Raw genomic sequence first — 19,320 nt, 5'->3', positions numbered from 1 at the left:
CAGTCACAACGGCTCCTCCCACGGCTCCGGTCGGCGGACGGCCAGGGTGAGCCCGCGCACCGCGGAAACCACCACGGTCTCGCCGGCGGCCGGGGCGGGATCGGTGTCGTAGCCGAACTCGATCCGCGCCCGCCACAGGCCGCCGTCCGCATGGACCTGGCCCTGCGATCCGGACCAACTGGTCACCGTGGCACCGCGCCCGACCAGCGACTGCGCGCCGCCGCGAACCGGGGCGCGGCGGGCGGCCAGCGCCTTGCGGCCGGCGACGGCGGTCAGGCCAAGGCCGACCGCGCCGGTACCGATCGCCACCGGCAGGGCGACGGTCTCCGCGCCGCCGGCGACGAACAGCAACCAGACTCCGGCGGCGATCAGCAGGGCCGAGACCCCGCTGAGCACGCCTGCGGTCGGGGCGTGTGCCTCCACCAGGATCAGCAGCACGCCGAGCAACAGGGCCAGCACAGCCAGGGCGATCATCGCCCCTCCCGTGAACTCGACTGCCCGCCACGGGCAGTGTCTTCGCGGGTCCGTGGCGCCTTCGCGGGCAGCTTCACGCCGCGGGCCCTCACCCATCAACGGTAAGCGCGTGCGGACGGGTCCGCCACCGTCGAGGATTCGGCGTTTATCGGGCTGTGACCTGCGTGTTCATCCCGTTACCTGCTCGCAAATGTGATCTGGAACACGTACGATCGTGCTGCTGCCCTTCCGTCTCGGCAGCGCCTGGTTTGTCCCGCTTTTTCGTACATTGTCGGTGCCACTCCTGCCGGGAGCTGAAGATGTCCGTGAACCCGAGGCCGCCCGCGGCCACTGCCAAGCCCCGTCGTCGGCGGGGTTCCCCGCCGCTCGCGGCGGCCGTCGAGCCCACGTTCTTCGCCGGGGCCAGCCTGCAATCCCAGCTGCTCGCCGTCGCCGTCCGGAGCACGGTCAAGCCATTCGTCGCGTTGTGGTCGCGGTGCCCGGGCCTGCCGTGGCCGGCCGGGCTCGTCGACATCGCCGCGCGGTTCCTGTCGCCGGTCCGCGACGTCCGGCGCCGTCGGGTCTGCCTGCCGCACTGCGACGCGGAATGGCTCGAGGCCGGCGTCGTCGACGACGGCGTGGCGATTCTCTACCTGCACGGCGGCGGATTCGTCACCTGCGGGCTCAACACCCACCGTCGGCTCGAGTCCTGGATCTCGGCCGCATCGGGCTCCGGCCTGCTCAGCGTCGACTACCGGATGCTGCCGAACCATCCGATCTCCGTCTCCGTCGTGGACGCGGTCTCGGGGTACCGGTGGCTGCTCGCACAGGGCTTCACCCCGGACCGCATCGTCATCGCCGGGGACTCCGCGGGCGGATACCTCGTCTTCGCGACGGCGGTCGCGCTCGGCGAGCGGGGACTGCCGCAGCCCGCCGCGCTGGTGGCGTTGTCGCCGCTGACCGATCTCGACCCGACTGCCAAGCTGGCCGCGCCGGGGGCAGGCGACTGCCCGATGTTCCCGCGCTCGGTGCTCCCGGCGCTGACCGTGCTTGCCGACCGGACGGACCGGCGGGCCGACCCGCCGCCGCTGCCGAGGGTGTCGCCGGTCGACGCGGAACTCGGGGCGCTGCCGCCGGTACTGATCCAGGTCGGGTCGACCGAGATCCTCTACCCGGATGCCGAGCTGATGGCGCAGCGGCTGACCGCGGCCGGGGTCCCGGTGACCCTCGAGGTCTGGGACCGTCAGGTGCACGTCTTCCACGCGGCGGCCAACCTGGTCCCCGAGGCCGGGCGGGCCCTCGTGCGGGTCGGCGATTTCGTCCGGGCACACACGAGCGCCGCCGCGCTCGCGGTCGACGCCGCCGAGATCTCGTGACCGGGTGCCTGGCGGGGTCGGCGGCACCGTGCCGGGCCGCCGGAATGCCGGAGTCGAGGCCCTCGTAGCGTCGCGCTGGTGGCCGCGCGTCGCGGTCCTGGTCGCCGGGGCCCTGCCGGCGCTCGCATTCCCGGAGCCGAGCCTCGACCTGCTCGCCTGGGTCGCGCTGGTGCCGGTCCTGCTTCTCGTCCACGCGGCGCGATCGGCGTCCGAGGCGGCGTTGCGCGGCTGGCTGGCCGGCGTCGGGTTCCTGGCCGCCACACAGAACTGGGTGGCCCCGAACCTGGTGTTCTTCTTCCCCCTCGCGGTGGGGGTGCTCGCCCTGCTCTGGGCTGCGTGGGCGGTGCTGGCGCACGAACTGCTCCGCGCCCCGATCAGCGCGCCGCGGGCGGCCGGTGCGGTCGTCGTGCTGCCCGCCGGTTGGGTGCTGGTCGAGGTGGCGCGCTCCTGGCAGTGGCTCGGCGGTCCGTGGTCGCTGCTCGGCGCGACGCAGTGGCAGCACCCGCGGGTGCTGGCGCTGGCCTCGATCGGGGGCGTCTGGCTGGTCGGATTCGCGGTGGTCGCGGCCAACGTCGGTCTCACGCTGCTGCTGGTCGGCGGCGCGGGCGCCCGCTGGTGCGGCGGCGTCGCGGTGTTGGTCGCGGTGGGTGCCGGTCCGGTCGCGTTCGCGACGCTGCCCGGCCCGTCGGCGGGGCCGACCGTCGCCGTCGCGCTGGTGCAGCCGGGCCTGCCGACCGGCGACCTGCTGACCGAGGAGGAACGGTTGACCCGCGCGATCGGCCGACCGGTGGACCTGGTGGTGTGGGGGGAGAGCAGCGTCGATGCGGACCTCGACGCCCGGCCGGACGTTCTCGGCCGGCTCACCGCGCTGTCACGGGAGGTCGGGGCGCCGCTGCTGGTCAACGTCGACGCCCTGGACGCCACCGGCGCGGTCGCGAAGACGGCGGTGCTGCTCGACGGCGACGGCGTCCGCGCGACCTACCGCAAGAACCGACTGGTGCCGTTCGGCGAGTACATCCCGTTCCGCGATCAGCTCGGCTGGCTCAGCCGGATCACCGCCGCCGCGGGCCAGAACCGGCGGCCCGGGCACGAGCTGACGACCATGGACGCGGCGGGCCTGACCCTCGGCCCGTTGATCTCCTTCGAGGAGACGTTCCCGGACCTGGCGCGGAGCCAGGCGCGCGGCGGTGCGGATCTGCTGGTCTACCAGAGTTCGACCGCGACCTTCCAGGGCAGTTGGGCGCCGGCGCAGCTGGCGAGCGTCGGTGCCGTCCGGGCCGCGGAGACCGGCCGCCCGGTGGTGGCGGCCGCGCTGACCGGCGAGTCGGCGGGCTTCGACGCGAGCGGGAACCGGCTCGGATCGATGCCCGCCGACGAGCGGGGTGTGTTGGTGCTCGAGGTGCCGACCGGCGCCTGGGACACGCCCTTCGACGGCTTCGGGAACCACCTGCCTGTGGTGGCTACGGTGGTGGTCCTGCTCGGGGTCGGCGGGGCGGGGATGCGCCGAATTCGGGCGTTTCCCGACCGATGCGGCCCCGGGCAACGATCATCTAGTTGAGAGAACCAACTATCTGCAGGAGTGCCCGCTGTGACCGACCCGCTCGCGTTCTTCACCCCTACCGAGGACGGCTACGTGCCGCTGCCCTTTGCCACCAGCCGCTGGTCCCCGGAGATGGTGCACGGCGCCGCACTGTCCGGACTGCTCGCCCGGGCGGTCGAGAACGGCCACGGCGCAGCGGGATTCGTGCCCGCTCGGCTCACCGTCGACCTGTTCCGGCCGGCCCTGACCCGCGCCTTCACCACCGTCACGTCCTCGGTCCGGGAGGGCCGCCGGATTCGGGTGGCGGACGCGGAGCTGCACCAGGACGGGGAGGTGGTGGCCCGCGCGTCGGCGGTGTTCCTGCGCCGCTCGGAGCAGCCGCCGGGTGAGTTGTGGACCCGTGAGCACCGGCCGTCGCCGCCGCCCGTGCCGGCGCCGGAGGGCGAGCTGGTGCCGCCGTGGTTCGGCAGCGACGACCACCCGGACGGCTGGTCCTCGTCGATGTTCGAGCACCAGGGTGCGAGCCGGAAGCGGATGTGGGCCCAGCACCTCCCGGTGGTTGCGGGGGAGGAGCCGTCGCCGTTCGTCCGTGCGGCGATGGCCGCGGAGCCGACCAGTCTGATGACCAACTGGGGCACCGAGGGCGTCGGCTTCATCAACGTCGACATGACGCTGGTGCTGGCGCGGCTGCCCGAGGGCCCCGAGGTGGGACTGGAGGCGGACGACCACATCAGCGCGGACGGCGTCGCGGTCGGGACGGCGACGCTGTTCGACCGGGGCGGCCCGATCGGCACCTGCGTGGTCAGTGCGCTCGCCAACGCGCAGCGGCAGGTGGACTTCTCCGGGCAGGGCGACTTCGAGTTGCCCGTCGACGCGTAGGCGGTCGGGTGGCCGGCCGGCCGCGTCGGGACTCGACGTGGCCGGCAATTCCGTCAGGACCTCCAGCCGCCACGCGGCCAGGGCACAAGGTGTTGCGGCCCAGCGCTTCCGCGCGTCGCGGCGTGGGGTGACTACGCCGGTGGCCGCGCTGGGGTGGCGCTGTCTCGCCGTCCCGCAGGTACCGCGTCGGCCAGCTGCCCGGATCGTCGACATCTCCTCCCCACGTCGGCAACGCCCGACCAGAGGCTCGTAGTCTAGGTAACGACAACGCCTGTGGGGGGTATCTGAACCATGCTCGAAATCGCCGAAGACGCTGCGAGACCGGGCGACGGTCGAGCCAGGGGGCAACGTCTCGTGACGACGCCGCCGACTTGCGACAACCGCCGGCAGGCATTGCAGTTCCCTCGGGGGAGAACGCCGCTGCTCGCCCTCGCCGCCGGTGCAGTGATTTCCGTGGTCCTCGTCCTGACCTTGGTGGACCCGTGGCTGAACGGGGCGGGCATCTTCGCAGGCGGCGCGGACCTGCACGTGTACCGAGACGGTGCGCGCCGAATTCTCGACGGTGCCCCGCTCTACACCCAGCCCATGCTCTTCGGCCTGCTCTACACGTACACGCCGTTTTCCACACTCGTGTTCGTCCCCATCGAGCAGGTTCCCTGGGGCTACGTCAACAACGTGTGGATGGTCGTCAACCTCGGCGTGCTCCTGGCCTGCATCCTCCTGTGCTGGAAGATCCTCGGCTACCGGTGGACTCCGCGACTGGGAGCGGCCAGTGCGCTGCTCACCGCAGTCTGCGTCTTCCTCGAACCCGTGCGTACGACGCTGTTCTACGGGCAGATCAATTTGGTGCTGATGTTGCTGGTGCTGTGGGACTTCTCGCGGAAGGACCAGAGCCGTCTGCGTGGGCTCGGCGTAGGGCTGGCCGCAGGCATCAAGCTCACACCCGTCTACTTCGTCGCCGTGTTCGTGGTGCTCCGGCAGTGGCGTTCGGCGGTCACCGCACTGGCGGTGATCGGCGCGACTGTCGCGCTGACCTGGCTGGTCCTGCCCGCCGACTCCCGGCAGTACTGGACTTCGACGTTCTTCCAGTCGACGCGGATCGCGGACGACACGCATCCGGCCAACCAGTCGATCCGCGGGGCCATCGCACATGTGACCGGTCAGGCGGCTCCGCTGTGGCTGTGGGTGGCGGTCGCGGGAGTCGTCGCGGTGGTGAGTCTGACGGTGTCGGTGCGACTGTTTCGTGTCGGCGAGGGTCTGCTGGCGGTCACGCTCTCCGGGCTGACCGCGTCCGCCGTCTCGCCCTTCTCGTGGAGTCACCACTGGGTGTGGTTCGTCCCGCTGGTGGTCTACCTCGTGCACCGGGCGTTGGCTCGGCCGTGGTGGTGGGCCGGTGCCGCGTCGGTCTGCGTCGCGGCGGGATCGTGGCCGTACCGATGGGACGAGGCCAACGTCGTCGTCGGCCTGTTCCTCTTCCCACCCTGGTGGGCCGTCACCCAGATCGTCCTCGTGAACGTCTATGTCATCGTCTACGGGTGCGTTCTCGTAGGCGCGTGCGCCGTGCTGGCTCGTGCCCGGAAAGTGGCTCCGAATGATGCCGCGGCACGGGCGACGAACGAAAGATGAGTTGCTGCACGGCACCTGGCGTGGCTGCCCGTACTGGATCCGTCCGATCCTGTGCATCGCCGGGCTGTCGCCCGCGTGACGGCGGGCCTGCGCTTTGTCCGAATCCAGGCCACACCCGCATCCCCCCGGAATAGAATCCACGCGATGGGCTGAGGCAGTCCGCCAGGGCCCGCTCTGGAGTCGCCATGACGAATCCATCGCACATCGGACGCCGGCCCCGCTGCCGCACAGGCATGTTCGCCGTCTCGGTCACCGTGCTGATGGTCCTGTCCGGGTGTACCTCCGCCCCGAGCGGTGCGGACGGTGCCGCGCCGTTGCCAGTGGGGCAATACAGCTACGCCGCGAACCCCTGCCCCGAGCCGGTCCTGCCGGGCGCCTCGCTGCCGCCGCTCGGCGCCGACTTCGTCTGCGGCACACTGACCGTCCCGCAGGACCGGACTCGGCCCGACGGTGGCACCGTCACCGTGCCCGTCGCGCGGCAACGCGCGCGAAACCCGCAGCCGTCGCAGCCGCCGCTGCTGACGCTGGCGGGTGGGCCCGGGGGCAGCGGACTGCTCGACGCGGTGACGGTCTACCAGGGCCTGGGCCTGGGCGCCGACCGTGACGTGATCTATCTCGACCAGCGCGGCACGCTGCACGCCACCCCCTTCCTGCCCTGCCCCCAGGTGGACGACTACCTGCGCGGCGCGCTGGCCCGGCCGTTCACCGACCCCCCGACGGCGGTCGGCGGAAGCGCCGCAGTCGGGGCCTGCGGCACGCAATTGCGGGGCCAGGGCGTCGACCTCGCGGCCTTCAACACCCTCGAGAACGCGGCCGACCTCGCCGCCCTGCGCTTGGCGTTGAACATTCCGGAGTGGGACGTGTACGGCGTGTCCTACGGCTCCGACCTCGCGCTGCAGTACCTGCGCGACTATCCGGACGGCGTCCGAGCCGTGGTCGCCGACTCCGTCGTGCCACCGCAGATGAACCTCGTGGACTCGCTGTGGCCGAACGCGGCCGCCGGATTCGACGCGCTCTCCGCCGCCTGCGCCGCGCAACCGGCCTGCCACGCCATGGTTCCCGACCTGAGCGCGACGCTGACCGCGGTCGTCGCCGACCTCGACGCGCAGCCGCGGACCCTCCCGGTGGAGACGGACGACGGTCCGCCCGTCGAGGTGCTGGTCGACGGCTACAAGCTCACGTTGCTGGTGAACTCGGCGGCGCTGTACAGCGGGGGACTGGTCGAGGTGCCTGCGATCATCGCGGCCGCGGCCCGCGGGGACGTGGCCCCCGCCGCCCAGCGGCTCGCCCGGCTGGTTCAGCCCACCCACACACCGGTCGTCGGGTCCGGGCTGACGTACGGGGTGTTCTGCGGTGAGGGTGCCGCGCACACCAGTCCCGAGACTGCGTTCGACGCGGCGCAGAAGGTGCTGCCGCAGTACCCGGTGGCGGTACTGCGCCTCACTCCGCAGGTGCCCTGGCTGTTCGGCGACTGCGCGGCATGGGACGTCGGGACGGTCCCGGACCGGGCTCTCCGGCCCGCACACAGCACGATCCCGGTGTTGCTGCTCAGCGGCGGTCTCGACGGCATCACCCCGCCCGGCAACGCGGCCCTCGCCCAGAGCACGCTCCCGAACGCGGTCGCCCTGACCTTCCCAGAGTCCGGGCACAGCGTGCTCACCCAGTCCGAGTGCGGCCCCGCCGCCGTCACCGGGTTCCTGGACGACCCATCGCCGTCGTACCGGCCGCCGTGCCTCGACTCGGTGGTGGCGCCGCCCTTCGCGACGGAGGTGGCGCCCGAGTGAGGCAGGCGGGACCGCGCACCCGATCGAACAGCCCGTCAGCCGGAATGCCGCCTACCCAAGGACATCCCATGCGCAGAGTTCCGCTGCTCCTCGTGACGTGTGCCGCGCTGGTGGCGGCGTGCTCGTCGTCGGTCGATTCCACCGGGTCGTCCCAGCCGTCGACGTCGGTCGCGGACGCCCGGGGCGGCGTCCCGCCCGGCTACCCCCTCGACGTCGACGTGGTGGCGCCGTTGGTGATCACCACACTCGGTCCCGACCCGACTCCGGTCACCGGCACCGACGGCAAGGTCCACGTGGCCTACGAGATCGAGGTGCTCAACACGTCGCCGCGCCCGGCGACCGTCACTCGACTGGACACGCTGGCCGGCGGACCGGACGGTCCGGTGGTGGCGAGCCTGTCGACGGACGAGGTGCGGGCCCGCACCTATCCGTTGGCGAGCTTCGAGGCCACGCCGGTCATCGACATTCCGGTCGGGCGCACCGTCGTGCTGGTGCTCGACGACGTCTACGACACCCGCGCCGACGTGCCGGCCGAGGTGACCCATCGGCTGATCGCGACGTACGGCCCCTCCGTCACGCAGGATCCCGGCCTCAACGCGCGGTATCCGGACACCGTGACCCAGATCGGCGGAGCCGTCACGACCGGGACGGGCTCGCCCGTGGTCATCGGCCCGCCGCTCGCCGGTGACGGTTGGGTAGCGGCCAACGGATGCTGCGTGATCACCTCGCACCGTGGCGCGATGATGGCGGTCGGCGGACGGATCAACGGGACCGAGCGCTACGCCGTCGACTGGATGCGCATCGATCCGAACAAACCGGTGTTGAGTTCCGCCGGTGGTGACGGCTCGAAGAACGAGGACTACCTCGCCTACGACGCCCCGCTGCTGGCCGTGGCCGACGGCACGGTCGTGGCAGTGGTGTCCGACAAGCGGGACGAGCCGCCGCATCACGTCAATCAGACCCTCACCCTCGATCAGCTCGGTGGCAACTACGTGATCATCGACATCGGTGACGGCAACTTCGCGTTCTACGCGCACCTGATCCCGGCGTCGGCATCGGTGGAGGTGGGCGACCGGGTCACCCGGGGGCAGGCGATCGGCCGGCTGGGGAACTCGGGCAACACGTCCGAGCCGCACCTGCACTTCCACGTGACCCGGGCGCCGCTGCCGCTGTCGAGCGACAACGTGCCCTACGAGATCGACCGCTTCACGTTCGTCGGCTCGACCGACACCGGCAGCCTCGTGCGGGGACCGGCCGCCGGCGAACGGTCGGACCAGTTGCCCCTGGACGGCGACGTCGTCGACTTCCCCCCGGTGGGACCGTGAGGCGCTTCTAGGTCAGGTGGGCCTGCGCGAATCGTCGCATCGAGTCCTGCTTGGCCTCGACCGGGCAGTCGAAGCCCAGCCGCTCGAACGCCCACGGCGCGACGGTCACGTCGGTGACGCCGGCCGCCGCCAGCTCGGCGTACCCGTCGGCGCCGGACCGGTCGACGCCCGAGGCCTGGATCTCGAAGGGCCGGGAGTCGGTGCCGTACTCGGCGCGCAGCTCGCGCAGCCGGGCGATGACGCCGACGAGTTCGTCGAACTTCATCAGCGCGGACGTCCAGCCGTCGCCGACCCGCGCGGCGCGGCGCAGCGCGGGCGCGGTGTGGCCGCCGACGATGATCGGCACGGGCCGGGTCGGCGCGGGACTGATCTGCATCCGGTCGAAGTCGAAGAACTCGCCGTGGTGCTCGACCATGCCGCCGGCCAGCAGTGCCCGGATCACCTCGATCATCTCGTCGACGCGGGCACCGCGGCGCGCGAACGGGGTGCCGCACCACTCGAACTCCTCCGGCGCCCACCCGATTCCGACGCCGAGGTCGAAACGGTTGCCGGTGAGGTTGGCCACCGAACCCAGCTGCCGGGCCAGCAGCACCGGGTTCCGGGAGCCGAGCTTGAGCACGTTCGTCCGGAACCGGATCCGCTCGGTGACCGCGCCCATCGCGGCTGCGGCGATCAGGGGGTCGGCCCACGGGGTGTGCTCGTCCCACATCCGGGAGCCGTCGGCGGTGTAGGGGTACTCGGCGGCCGAGGTCGCCGAGTAGAACAGTGAGTCGGGCAAGGAGAGCGAGGCGAATCCGCACTCCTCCGCGGTCCTGGCCAGGGGCACGAGCTGGTCGAGCGGAACCATCGCCACGGCGACACTGAACTTCACTGGTGACCTCGGATCGGTAGTGCGGACGACGCGTCGGTCCGGCCACGGTAGCGGTGGGCCGGGGCGCGGCGATCCGGCCTTCTCGGTCACCGGAACGCCTCGGCCGGGCCCGTCGGCGCCGACCCGGACCGGTCGCGGACGCGCCGCGCGGGCGGTCGGCGAAAACTCGTTGCAACTATCCTGGATAATCGATGCAAACCCATCCTTTCGAAGGGACCCTCATGCCTGCCCGCACCGAGCTCGCCCGCGTCGATCTCCGCGGTCGAACCCCCACCAAGTCCGAGCTCCGGGCTGCCCTGCCCCGCGGTGGAGTGGACGTGGACGCGGTGCTGCATCAGGTCCGCCCGATGGTCGAGGCCGTGCGCGACCGCGGCGCCGAGGCCGCGCTCGAGTTCGGCGAGAAGTTCGACGGCGTCCGCCCCGCCCAGGTCCGGGTGCCGCGCGCCGAGCTGACCCGGGCGCTGGCCGAGCTGGACCCGGCCGTGCGCGCCGCCCTCGAGGTGGCCATCGAACGCACCCGACTGGTGCACGCCGACCAGCGCCGCACCGACACCACCACCCAGGTGGTGCCCGGCGGCACCGTCACCGAGCGCTGGGTGCCGGTCGACCGGGTCGGGCTGTACGTGCCCGGCGGCAACGCCGTCTACCCGTCGTCCGTGGTGATGAACGTGGTGCCTGCGCAGACCGCGGGAGTGGAGTCGCTGGTGGTGGCGTCGCCGCCGCAGGCCGCGTTCGGCGGGCTCCCGCACCCGACCATCCTGGCCGCGGCCGAGCTGCTCGGCGTCGACGAGGTGTGGGCGGTCGGCGGCGGCCAGGCCGTCGCGCTGCTCGCGTACGGCGGCACCGACACCGACGGCGCCGAGCTCGGACCCGTCGACCTGATCACCGGACCCGGCAACATCTACGTCACCGCCGCCAAGCGGCTGTGCCGTGGCCTGGTCGGCATCGACGCCGAGGCCGGCCCCACCGAGATCGCCATCCTTGCCGACCACACCGCCGACCCGGTGCACGTCGCGGCGGACCTGATCAGCCAGGCCGAGCACGACGTGATGGCCGCGTCGGTGCTGGTCACCACCTCGACCGAGCTCGCCGACGCCGTCGACGACGCGCTGACCGCGCAGCTGGAGCTGACCAAGCACCGCGAGCGGGTCGCCACCGCGCTGGCAGGCACCCAGTCCGGCACCGTGCTGGTGTCCTCGATCGAGGACGGCCTGCGGGTGGTCAACGCGTACGCCGCCGAGCACCTCGAGATCCAGACGGAGAACTCCGCCGAGGTGGCCGCCCGGGTCACCAGCGCCGGCGCGATCTTCGTCGGCGCGTGGTCCCCGGTCAGCCTGGGCGACTACTGCGCCGGCTCGAACCACGTGCTGCCCACCGCCGGCTGCGCGCGGCACTCGTCCGGGCTGAGCGTGCAGACGTTCCTGCGCGGCATCCACGTGGTCGACTACTCGGAGGCGGCCCTCAAGGACGTCGCCGGCCACGTCATCACCCTGGCCAACGCCGAGGACCTGCCCGCGCACGGCGAAGCCGTCCGGCTGCGCTTCGAGGCACTGAAGTGATCCCGGGGGACAAGGCCACCGTCGACGACCTGCCACTGCGGGAGAACCTGCGCGGCAAGTCGGCGTACGGCGCACCGCAGCTGTCCGTGCCCGTGCAGCTGAACACCAACGAGAACCCGCACCCGCCGACGCAGGCGCTGGTCGACGACGTCGCCGAGTCGGTCCGTGAGGCCGCCCGCGAGCTGCACCGCTACCCGGACCGCGACGCCGTGGCCCTGCGCACCGACCTGGCGGCGTACCTCTCCCGCCAGACCGGGGTGCCGGTCACGGTCGGGAACGTCTGGGCCGCCAACGGTTCCAACGAGATCCTGCAGCAGCTGCTGCAGGCGTTCGCCGGACCCGGCCGCAGCGCCATGGGCTTCGTGCCGTCGTACTCGATGCACCCGATCATCGCCGACGGCACCGACACGACCTGGCTGCCGGTGCTGCGCGGCACCGACTTCGCCCTCGACGTCGACGCCGCCGTCGCCGCGATCGCCGACCGGCGGCCCGACGTCGTGTTCGTCACCAGCCCCAACAACCCGACCGGGCACAGCATCCCGATCGCGTCGCTGCGGCTGCTGCTCGACGCCGCCCCCGGCGTGGTGATCGTCGACGAGGCGTACGCGGAGTTCTCGGACGCGCCGAGCGCGCTGACGTTGATCGACGAGTACCCGGCCAAGCTCGTGGTCACCCGGACGATGAGCAAGGCGTTCGCCTTCGCCGGCGGCCGCCTCGGGTACCTCGCCGCCGCACCGGCGTTCATCGAGGCGCTCCTGCTGGTGCGCCTGCCGTACCACCTGTCGGTGGTGACCCAGGCCGCCGCGCGGGCGGCGCTGCGGCACGCCGACGAGACCCTCGGCAGCGTGCACGCCCTGGCGGCCGAGCGGGTGCGGGTGTCGAAGGCCCTCGCGGACAGCGGATTCCACGTCATCCCGAGTGACGCCAACTTCGTCCTGTTCGGCGAGTTCGCCGACGCCCCGCGGGCCTGGCAGGCCTACCTGGACCGTGGGGTGCTGATTCGCGACGTCGGGATCCCCGGATACCTGCGCGCCACCATCGGACTCGCCGCGGAGAACGACGCCTTCATCAGGGCCAGCGACGAACTCGCGGCCACCGAACTGGCAGCCACCTCATCCAGCACAGGAGACAATCGATGACCGACCGCATCGCGAAGGTCGAACGCACCACCCGGGAGTCGTCCATCTCCGTCGAGTTGAACCTCGACGGGACCGGCATCGTCGACGTCTCCACCGGCGTGCCGTTCTTCGACCACATGCTCACCGCGCTCGGCAGCCACGCCAGCTTCGACCTGACGGTCAAGGCGGAGGGTGACATCGAGATCGACGCGCACCACACCGTCGAGGACACCTCCATCGTGCTCGGTCAGGCGCTGGGGCAGGCGCTCGGTGACAAGAAGGGCATCCGCCGCTTCGGCGACGCGTTCATCCCGATGGACGAGACCCTCGCGCACGCCTCCGTCGACGTCTCCGGGCGTCCGTACTGCGTGCACACCGGCGAGCCGGACCACATGCTGCACAGCGTGATCGGGGGCTACCCGGGCGTGCCGTACGCGACGGTGATCAACCGGCACGTGTTCGAGTCGATCGCGTCCAACGCGCGGATCGCGCTGCACGTGCGGGTGCTCTACGGGCGCGACCAGCACCACATCACCGAGGCCGAGTTCAAGGCGGTCGCGCGGGCGCTGCGCGAGGCCGTCGAGCCGGACCCGCGGGTCACCGGCGTGCCGTCGACCAAGGGCTCGCTGTGAGCGGCGACGCCCTGATCTACATCCTGTTCCTGGCGGCCGGCTTCCTCGGCGGCGGCGCGTACTCCCTGTGGAAGGTCAACAAGTTCGCCTCGGGCGTGCTGGCGGCCATGGCGATCATCGCGGCGGTCGGCGGAATCCTGCGGTTGGTCTAGTGACCGCCCCGGCCGCGGGCCCGCCGCACCCCGGGATCGGGGAGCTGCTCCGGTCGCCGGGTATGGCCGTCGCCCTGCTGATGGGCGCGACCACCTTCGGCGGCTGGTCGTTGCTGCTGCCGGTGGTGCCGCTGGCCGTCTCCCGCTCCGGCGGGTCGGCCGCGCTGGCCGGGGCCAGCACCGCGATCTTCATGGCCACCACGGTGCTCACCCAGCTGACGGTGCCCGCGTTGCTGCGACGGTACGGGCACCGGCTGGTGCTCGCCGTCGGCTGTCTGCTGCTCGGCGCACCGGCGCTGGCCTTCCTGCTCTCCACCGAAGCCGGTCCGGCGCTGGTCATCTCCGCAGTGCGCGGGGTCGGGTTCGGTCTGGTGACCGTCGCGGGCAGCGCGCTGATCGCGGAACTTGCACCGAAGCGACTGCTCGGCCGGGCAACCGGCGCGCAGGGCATCGCCGTGTCCGCGTCCCAGATGGTAGCGCTGCCACTGGGTCTGGCGCTGTTCGACAGCGGCAACCAGTGGCTGGTCTTCGTCCTCGGCGCGGTGGTCCCGTTGTTCTCGATCGCCGCGATCGCGGCGCTGCCGTCGATTCCCCGGATCGTGTCCGGTCCCGGCGGGGTGCGCCGGCTGCCGGCACGGGTGCTGCTGGCGCCGTGCCTGGCGATGCTGCTGGTGGCGTCGGCCTACGGCGGGGTGTCGAGCCTGCTGCCGATCGCGGTCGGCGACCGGGCGACGTTCGCGGGCGTCGCGCTCGCGGTGGTCAGCGCCGCGATCCTGGTCGGCCGCTACGGCGCCGGCGTGCTCTCCGACCGGATCGGGGCGGGCGCGATGATGGTGCCCGCGTTGGGTCTCGGTGGGCTCGGCACCGCGCTGCTGGCGGTCGGGCTGGTCTCCGACGGCCGGCCGGCGCTGCTGCTGGCCGGTGCCGTCGCCTTCGGGATCGGCTTCGGCGCGGTGCAGAACGAGGCCCTGGTGACGCTGTTCGCCGCGGCCGGTCCGGCCCGCTTCGGGGCGGCCAGCGCGGCCTGGAACATCAGCTACGACGCGGGCACCGGGGTGGGCGCGCTGGCGCTCGGCGTGGTCGCCGGGCTCACCGGCTTCCCGTGGGTGTTCGCCATCGCCGCGGCCGGCATCGTGGCGGTCATCCCCGTGGTGCTGGGCAGCAGGATTCAGGCCGCACCGCCACGGGCCGATAGAGTCGCACCATGACCTCCGTCGCCCTCCTCGACTACGGCTCCGGCAACCTCCACTCCGCGCAGCGGGCCCTGGCCCGCGTCGGCGCGGACGTCGAGGTGACCTCCGACATGAAGGTGGCCCTGGCCGCCGACGGCCTGCTGGTGCCCGGCGTCGGCGCGTTCGCCGCCTGCATGGAGGGGCTGCGCGCCGTCCAGGGCGAGCGGATCATCGGCAGGCGGCTCGCCGGCGGCCGCCCGGTGCTCGGCATCTGCGTCGGCATGCAGGTGCTCTTCGACCGGGGCGTCGAGCACGGCCTCGAGGTCGACGGCTGCGGCGAGTGGCCCGGCACCGTCGAGAAGCTGCAGGCCGAGGTGCTCCCGCACATGGGCTGGAACACCCTCGAGGCGCCGTCCGACAGCGTGCTGTTCGCCGGCCTCGACGCGGACACCCGCTTCTACTTCGTGCACTCGTACGCCGTCCAGAAGTGGGAGATGCAGACCCCCGAGGTGCTGGCCCCGCCGAAGGTGACCTGGGCCGACCACGGCGGCCGGTTCGTGGCCGCGGTGGAGAACGGCGCGCTCTCGGCCACCCAGTTCCACCCCGAGAAGTCCGGCGACGCCGGAGCCACGCTGCTGGAGAACTGGGTCCGCAGCCTGTGACCGGCCGGCGCGGCGGCGGAACCTCGTTCGGGCTGTTCGCGCTGCTCTCCCTCGGCGCGGCCGCGGCCGTCCTGGTGGTCACCACGGCCGTGGTGGCGGTGCTGCGGCCGGGCCCGGTGGTCGCGCTGGTCATCGTGCTCGCCGGGGTGGCAGGCGCGATCGCGGCGATGGGCCTGGTGTCCACCCGGCTGACCCGGCGCGCGCTCGGGGAACCCGACGACGACCCGGAGACCGGCTCGCCGAGCTGACGCACTAGGGTTGGCGCAGTGAGCCTGGTCCTTTTGCCTGCTGTTGATGTCGTCGACGGACAAGCCGTCCGCCTTGTTCAGGGGGAGGCAGGCAGCGAGACCAATTACGGCTCGCCCCGCGACGCCGCCCTCGCCTGGCAGAACGCCGGTGCCGAGTGGGTGCACCTGGTCGATCTCGACGCCGCATTCGGTCGCGGATCCAACCGTGAGCTGCTGGTCGACGTGATCGGCGAACTCGACGTCAAGGTCGAGCTGTCCGGCGGCATCCGCGACGACGAGACCCTCGAGGCCGCCCTGGCCACCGGCTGCGGCCGCGTCAACCTCGGCACCGCCGCCATCGAGAACCCCGAGTGGTGCGCCAGCGCCATCGCCCGGTTCGGCGACAAGATCGCCGTCGGGCTCGACGTGCGGCACGGCGACGACGGATACAAGCTCCGGGGCCGCGGCTGGGTCACCGAGGGCGGCGACCTGTTCGAGACCCTCGCCCGCCTCGACCGCGAGGGCTGCGCCCGCTACGTCGTCACCGACGTCTCCAAGGACGGCACCCTCACCGGCCCGAACCTGGACCTGCTCGCGCAGGTCTGCGCCGTCACCGACGCACCGGTCGTCGCCTCCGGCGGCATCTCCGTGCTCGACGACGTCATCGCGATCGCCGGCCTGACCGGGCAGGGCGTGGAGGGCGCGATCATCGGCAAGGCGCTGTACGCGGGCCGTTTCACGTTGCCCGAGGCCCTGGCCGCGGTCGCCGGATAAGTCTCCAGAATCGATGAGCCTGCCCCGGGACCCGCACGAACTGCTCGCCGTTGCGAGCGGTCTGCTGGACGGGGTGAGCGAGCGGTTCGTCGGTGGGGTCGGCGCGCCGAGTGCGGTCGCCAAGGGCGCGCGTGACTTCGCCACCGAGGTGGACCTCGAGCTCGAGCGTCGGCTCACCACCGAACTGACCGAACGGACCGGGATCGAGGTCCACGGTGAGGAGTTCGGTGGACCGTCGCTGACCGAGGGCACCGTCTGGGTGCTCGACCCGCTCGACGGCACCCTGAACTACTCGTCCGGTCTGCCGACGGCAGGCATCCTGCTGGCGCTGCTGCACGACGGCGAGCCCCTGCTCGGGCTGACCTGGCTGCCGATGTCCGGTCGGCGCTACGCCGCGGTGGTCGGCGGGCCGCTGACCTGCAACGGCGAGGAGCTGCCGCCGCTGCGGCCGACCACCCTGGCCGACTCGCTGGTCGGGTTCGGGGCGTTCAACCTCGGCAGTCGCGGGCGGTTCCCCGGCGCCTACCGGATGGCGGCACTGGGCCAGGTGAGCCGCCGCTGCCGACGGCTGCGGATGCACGGCTGCACGGGCGCGGACCTCGCGTTCACCGCGGCAGGCGGGCTCGGGGCGTCGGTGCTGTTCGGACACCACCCGTGGGACAACGCGCCGGGGGTCGCGCTGGTCCGCGCGGCGGGTGGCGTGGCCACCGACCTGGCGGGGCGGCCCTGGCACATCGGGTCGGACTCGGTGCTCGCCGCGGCCCCCGGCGTGCACGACGAACTGTTGGAAATTCTTGTCTCTCTTGGTGATCCGGGTGACTATCCGGAACACCACTCGGTGCCGGTAGGAAGGTCGACGAAATGACGGTGGCGGTACGGGTCATCCCGTGTCTGGACGTGGATGCGGGCCGGGTGGTCAAGGGCGTCAACTTCGAGAACCTGCGTGACGCAGGCGATCCGGTGGAGCTGGCGGCGGCGTACGACGCCCAGGGCGCCGACGAGCTGACCTTCCTGGACGTCACCGCGTCCACCTCCGAGCGCGGCACCATGCTCGACGTGGTCACCCGCACCGCCGAGCAGGTCTTCATCCCGCTCACCGTGGGCGGCGGAGTGCGCACCGAGCAGGACGTGGACCGGCTGTTGCGGGCAGGCGCCGACAAGGTCAGCGTCAACACCGCCGCGCTGGCGCGGCCGGAGCTGCTGCGCGAGCTCAGCGAGCGGTTCGGCGCGCAGTGCATCGTGCTCTCGGTCGACGCCCGCACCGTGCCCGAGGGCGAGGCGCCGACGCCGTCGGGCTGGGAGGTGACCACCCACGGTGGCCGCCGCGGCACCGGTATCGACGCCGTCGAGTGGGCGCAGCGCGGCGCCGAGCTCGGGGTGGGGGAGATCCTGCTGAACTCGATGGACGCCGACGGCACCAAGGTCGGCTTCGACCTGCGGATGATCCGCTCGGTGCGCGCGGCCGTGCACGTGCCGGTGATCGCCAGCGGCGGAGCAGGTTCCGTCGAGCACTTCGCGCCCGCCGTGCAGGCCGGGGCCGACGCGGTGCTCGCGGCCAGCGTGTTCCACTTCGGCGACCTGACCATCGGTCAGGTCAAGGACGCCATGCGCACGGAAGGAATCGTGGTCCGATGAGCCTCGACCCCGCAATCGCCGCCCGACTCAAGCGGAACGACGCCGGCCTGTTCAGCGCCGTCGCCCAGGAACGGTCCACCGGCGACGTGCTGATGGTCGCCTGGATGGACGACGAGGCGCTGGCCCGGACGCTGGAGACCCGGAAGGGCACGTACTACTCGCGTTCCCGGCAGCAGTACTGGGTCAAGGGGGAGACCTCCGGGCACACCCAGTACGTGCACGAGGTGCGCCTCGACTGCGACGGCGACTCGGTGCTGCTTCTCGTCGACCAGGAGGGCGCGGCCTGCCACACCGGCACGCACACCTGCTTCGACACCGACATCCTGCTCGCCCGCCCCTGACGGACGAGGCGGCGGCACTCGCACCCGCGACTGTGGAGAACGTCGGTCCCGTCGAACCGATCTGCCGTCTGGCTGACGGGTCCATGCGCGCCACAGGGCATTTCGACGGCGTGGACCTCGCGGGCTTCGGGGACGACGGCGAATACTCGCGGGAGAACTACGTCGAAGCTGCGCCGACCGACGAGCTGATCGCGTCGATCGAGGAGGAGCTCGGGGGGTACCGGCTCCCGGACTCCTACGTGGAGTTGGCCCGGATTCACAACGGGGGACTGGTCGAGCGACCCTGCTTTCCGACGGACAGGTCGACGAGCTGGGCCGAGGACCACATCCAGATCAGCGGCCTGTACGCGATCGGCCGCACCGCGACCTGGTCGCTGTGCGGGGAGCTCGGCTCGACGTTCCTGCGGGACGAGTGGGGATACCCGGACATCGGTGTCGGCATCGCCGACACCCCGAGTGCCGGGCACGAGCAGATCATGCTCGACTACCGGGCCTGCGGTCCGCTCGGCGAACCCCGGGTAGTGCACGTCGACCAGGAGGCCGACTTCCGCATCACCGTGGTCGCGCCCGACTTCGCGTCCTTCGTCTGCGGCCTGGTGGGTGAGGACGAGTTCGACGACGCCGAGGAGACGTTGCGGGCCGATCTCGCGACGGTGCGGAACGGCACTTTCTCGCCGATCCTCCACCGCGCCCTGGGGGCAGCGGGTCTGCCGGACGGCGAGGGGCTGATCCGTGCTCTGGCCGAGCGGATTGTCGTGGCCAAGGGATTCTTCGCGCTCCACGCGGACGGGGACTCGTGGCTGATGTACGACGTCCTGTTCTTGTTGTACTCACACCTGGCGACCGCCACGTCGTTCGAGGACTTCGCGAACCGGGCCGAGGGCCAGGACGATTACGCGCGGCCCTGCTTCGCTCTCATGATCACCACCTCGTTCGTCGCCGACCCGTACGGATTCCGCACCGGAGGGTTCGCGGACGGGTTCCTGCGGGACTGGTGGGACGCGAAGCTGGACCGCGGGAACATCGTCGCCGCCGACGGCGGGCACCGGGTCGACCCGGAGTACGCGACGCAGCTGCTCAGGGTCCTGCGGGCGACCGCGGGGAAGCCGTGAGGATGTTGCCCGCACGGCGGCAGGCGCGCGCGGATGGGTTGACCGTCGCCGTCGGCCCGGGTGCGTCGCGCCACGCTGTGGT

20 protein-coding genes are annotated in these 19,320 nt (G+C 72.1%); 18 read left to right on the top strand and 2 right to left on the bottom strand.

What is annotated here, in order from left to right; genetic code table 11:
- Positions 1-3: 3 nt before the first annotated feature.
- Complete coding sequence (locus ACFO6S_RS16965) at positions 4-474, bottom strand: NfeD family protein (RefSeq protein WP_378418955.1); 471 nt, start codon at positions 472-474, stop codon at positions 4-6.
- A 299-nt stretch (positions 475-773) separates the two neighbouring features.
- Between ACFO6S_RS16965 and ACFO6S_RS16960 the strand changes: the two genes are divergently transcribed.
- The 6 genes from ACFO6S_RS16960 to ACFO6S_RS16935 all read left to right on the top strand — a co-directional run bounded on the left by ACFO6S_RS16960 (position 774) and on the right by ACFO6S_RS16935 (position 8,983).
- The gene (locus tag ACFO6S_RS16960; protein ID WP_378418953.1) at positions 774-1,829 is read left to right on the top strand and encodes an alpha/beta hydrolase; all 1,056 of its coding nucleotides are present in this window, start codon (positions 774-776) and stop codon (positions 1,827-1,829) included.
- 4 nt (positions 1,830-1,833) lie between these two features.
- A complete protein-coding gene (gene lnt, locus ACFO6S_RS16955) occupies positions 1,834-3,387 on the top strand; it encodes an apolipoprotein N-acyltransferase (protein WP_378418952.1) in 1,554 nt (517 codons plus the stop codon).
- A 30-nt stretch (positions 3,388-3,417) separates the two neighbouring features.
- Positions 3,418-4,248 carry a thioesterase family protein gene (locus ACFO6S_RS16950; RefSeq protein WP_378418951.1) on the top strand — a complete coding sequence of 277 codons (831 nt, stop codon included), beginning with the start codon at positions 3,418-3,420 and terminating at the stop codon, positions 4,246-4,248.
- Between the two features lie 453 nt (positions 4,249-4,701).
- Positions 4,702-5,874 carry a glycosyltransferase 87 family protein gene (locus ACFO6S_RS16945; protein WP_378418950.1) on the top strand — a complete coding sequence of 391 codons (1,173 nt, stop codon included), beginning with the start codon at positions 4,702-4,704 and terminating at the stop codon, positions 5,872-5,874.
- A gap of 185 nt (positions 5,875-6,059) precedes the next feature.
- Positions 6,060-7,658: an alpha/beta fold hydrolase gene (locus ACFO6S_RS16940; protein WP_378418948.1), complete on the top strand. Its 1,599-nt coding sequence runs from the start codon at positions 6,060-6,062 to the stop codon at positions 7,656-7,658.
- A gap of 68 nt (positions 7,659-7,726) precedes the next feature.
- Positions 7,727-8,983, top strand: a complete 1,257-nt coding sequence (locus ACFO6S_RS16935) for a M23 family metallopeptidase (protein WP_378418946.1) — start codon at positions 7,727-7,729, stop codon at positions 8,981-8,983.
- 7 nt (positions 8,984-8,990) lie between these two features.
- On the opposite strand, the gene ACFO6S_RS16930 is transcribed toward ACFO6S_RS16935, so the two are convergent.
- Positions 8,991-9,854, bottom strand: a complete 864-nt coding sequence (locus ACFO6S_RS16930) for a TIGR03619 family F420-dependent LLM class oxidoreductase (protein ID WP_378418945.1) — start codon at positions 9,852-9,854, stop codon at positions 8,991-8,993.
- 221 nt (positions 9,855-10,075) lie between these two features.
- Between ACFO6S_RS16930 and hisD the strand changes: the two genes are divergently transcribed.
- The 12 genes from hisD to ACFO6S_RS16870 all read left to right on the top strand — a co-directional run bounded on the left by hisD (position 10,076) and on the right by ACFO6S_RS16870 (position 19,238).
- Positions 10,076-11,413, top strand: coding sequence for a histidinol dehydrogenase (gene hisD, locus ACFO6S_RS16925; protein ID WP_378418943.1), 1,338 nt, complete (start codon positions 10,076-10,078; stop codon positions 11,411-11,413).
- Positions 11,410-12,552 carry a histidinol-phosphate transaminase gene (locus ACFO6S_RS16920; RefSeq protein WP_378418941.1) on the top strand — a complete coding sequence of 381 codons (1,143 nt, stop codon included), beginning with the start codon at positions 11,410-11,412 and terminating at the stop codon, positions 12,550-12,552. The genes hisD and ACFO6S_RS16920 overlap by 4 nt, the downstream gene beginning before the upstream one ends.
- Positions 12,549-13,163 carry an imidazoleglycerol-phosphate dehydratase HisB gene (gene hisB / locus ACFO6S_RS16915; protein ID WP_378418939.1) on the top strand — a complete coding sequence of 205 codons (615 nt, stop codon included), beginning with the start codon at positions 12,549-12,551 and terminating at the stop codon, positions 13,161-13,163. Before ACFO6S_RS16920 ends, hisB begins: the two co-directional genes overlap by 4 nt.
- Positions 13,160-13,315, top strand: a complete 156-nt coding sequence (locus tag ACFO6S_RS16910; RefSeq protein ID WP_378418937.1) for a hypothetical protein — start codon at positions 13,160-13,162, stop codon at positions 13,313-13,315. Before hisB ends, ACFO6S_RS16910 begins: the two co-directional genes overlap by 4 nt.
- Positions 13,316-13,377: 62 nt before the next feature.
- Positions 13,378-14,523, top strand: a complete 1,146-nt coding sequence (locus ACFO6S_RS16905) for an MFS transporter (RefSeq protein ID WP_378419001.1) — start codon at positions 13,378-13,380, stop codon at positions 14,521-14,523.
- Complete coding sequence (gene hisH, locus ACFO6S_RS16900) at positions 14,520-15,149, top strand: imidazole glycerol phosphate synthase subunit HisH (protein WP_378418935.1); 630 nt, start codon at positions 14,520-14,522, stop codon at positions 15,147-15,149. The genes ACFO6S_RS16905 and hisH overlap by 4 nt, the downstream gene beginning before the upstream one ends.
- Positions 15,146-15,397, top strand: coding sequence for a hypothetical protein (locus tag ACFO6S_RS16895; protein WP_378418933.1), 252 nt, complete (start codon positions 15,146-15,148; stop codon positions 15,395-15,397). Before hisH ends, ACFO6S_RS16895 begins: the two co-directional genes overlap by 4 nt.
- Before the next feature lie 18 nt (positions 15,398-15,415).
- Positions 15,416-16,150, top strand: coding sequence for a bifunctional 1-(5-phosphoribosyl)-5-((5-phosphoribosylamino)methylideneamino)imidazole-4-carboxamide isomerase/phosphoribosylanthranilate isomerase PriA (gene priA, locus ACFO6S_RS16890; protein ID WP_378418930.1), 735 nt, complete (start codon positions 15,416-15,418; stop codon positions 16,148-16,150).
- 13 nt (positions 16,151-16,163) lie between these two features.
- Complete coding sequence (locus ACFO6S_RS16885; protein WP_378418929.1) at positions 16,164-17,015, top strand: inositol monophosphatase family protein; 852 nt, start codon at positions 16,164-16,166, stop codon at positions 17,013-17,015.
- A complete protein-coding gene (gene hisF / locus ACFO6S_RS16880) occupies positions 17,012-17,785 on the top strand; it encodes an imidazole glycerol phosphate synthase subunit HisF (RefSeq protein ID WP_378418927.1) in 774 nt (257 codons plus the stop codon). The genes ACFO6S_RS16885 and hisF overlap by 4 nt, the downstream gene beginning before the upstream one ends.
- The gene (hisI, locus tag ACFO6S_RS16875; protein ID WP_378418925.1) at positions 17,782-18,126 is read left to right on the top strand and encodes a phosphoribosyl-AMP cyclohydrolase; all 345 of its coding nucleotides are present in this window, start codon (positions 17,782-17,784) and stop codon (positions 18,124-18,126) included. Before hisF ends, hisI begins: the two co-directional genes overlap by 4 nt.
- Before the next feature lie 83 nt (positions 18,127-18,209).
- The gene (locus ACFO6S_RS16870) at positions 18,210-19,238 is read left to right on the top strand and encodes an SMI1/KNR4 family protein (RefSeq protein WP_378418923.1); all 1,029 of its coding nucleotides are present in this window, start codon (positions 18,210-18,212) and stop codon (positions 19,236-19,238) included.
- Positions 19,239-19,320 lie beyond the last annotated feature (82 nt).

This window comes from Rhodococcus kronopolitis (assembly GCF_042654025.1).
Lineage (GTDB): Bacteria > Actinomycetota > Actinomycetes > Mycobacteriales > Mycobacteriaceae > Rhodococcus_G > Rhodococcus_G kronopolitis.
Note: the sequence above shows the minus strand (reverse complement) of the source record. Positions and strands in the feature narration are given on the sequence as shown.

What these genes read in the sequence shown, in the direction of transcription:
- ACFO6S_RS16965 (WP_378418955.1), bottom strand. Translation starts at nt 474, where the DNA reads ATGATCGCCCTGGCTGTGCTGGCCCTGTTGCTCGGCGTGCTGCTGATC.
- ACFO6S_RS16960 (WP_378418953.1), top strand. Translation starts at nt 774, where the DNA reads ATGTCCGTGAACCCGAGGCCGCCCGCGGCCACTGCCAAGCCCCGTCGT.
- ACFO6S_RS16940 (WP_378418948.1), top strand. Translation starts at nt 6,060, where the DNA reads ATGACGAATCCATCGCACATCGGACGCCGGCCCCGCTGCCGCACAGGC.
- ACFO6S_RS16935 (WP_378418946.1), top strand. Translation starts at nt 7,727, where the DNA reads ATGCGCAGAGTTCCGCTGCTCCTCGTGACGTGTGCCGCGCTGGTGGCG.
- hisD (WP_378418943.1), top strand. Translation starts at nt 10,076, where the DNA reads ATGCCTGCCCGCACCGAGCTCGCCCGCGTCGATCTCCGCGGTCGAACC.
- hisB (WP_378418939.1), top strand. Translation starts at nt 12,549, where the DNA reads ATGACCGACCGCATCGCGAAGGTCGAACGCACCACCCGGGAGTCGTCC.
- ACFO6S_RS16905 (WP_378419001.1), top strand. Translation starts at nt 13,378, where the DNA reads ATGGCCGTCGCCCTGCTGATGGGCGCGACCACCTTCGGCGGCTGGTCG.
- hisH (WP_378418935.1), top strand. Translation starts at nt 14,520, where the DNA reads ATGACCTCCGTCGCCCTCCTCGACTACGGCTCCGGCAACCTCCACTCC.
- ACFO6S_RS16885 (WP_378418929.1), top strand. Translation starts at nt 16,164, where the DNA reads ATGAGCCTGCCCCGGGACCCGCACGAACTGCTCGCCGTTGCGAGCGGT.
- hisF (WP_378418927.1), top strand. Translation starts at nt 17,012, where the DNA reads ATGACGGTGGCGGTACGGGTCATCCCGTGTCTGGACGTGGATGCGGGC.
- hisI (WP_378418925.1), top strand. Translation starts at nt 17,782, where the DNA reads ATGAGCCTCGACCCCGCAATCGCCGCCCGACTCAAGCGGAACGACGCC.
- ACFO6S_RS16870 (WP_378418923.1), top strand. Translation starts at nt 18,210, where the DNA reads ATGCGCGCCACAGGGCATTTCGACGGCGTGGACCTCGCGGGCTTCGGG.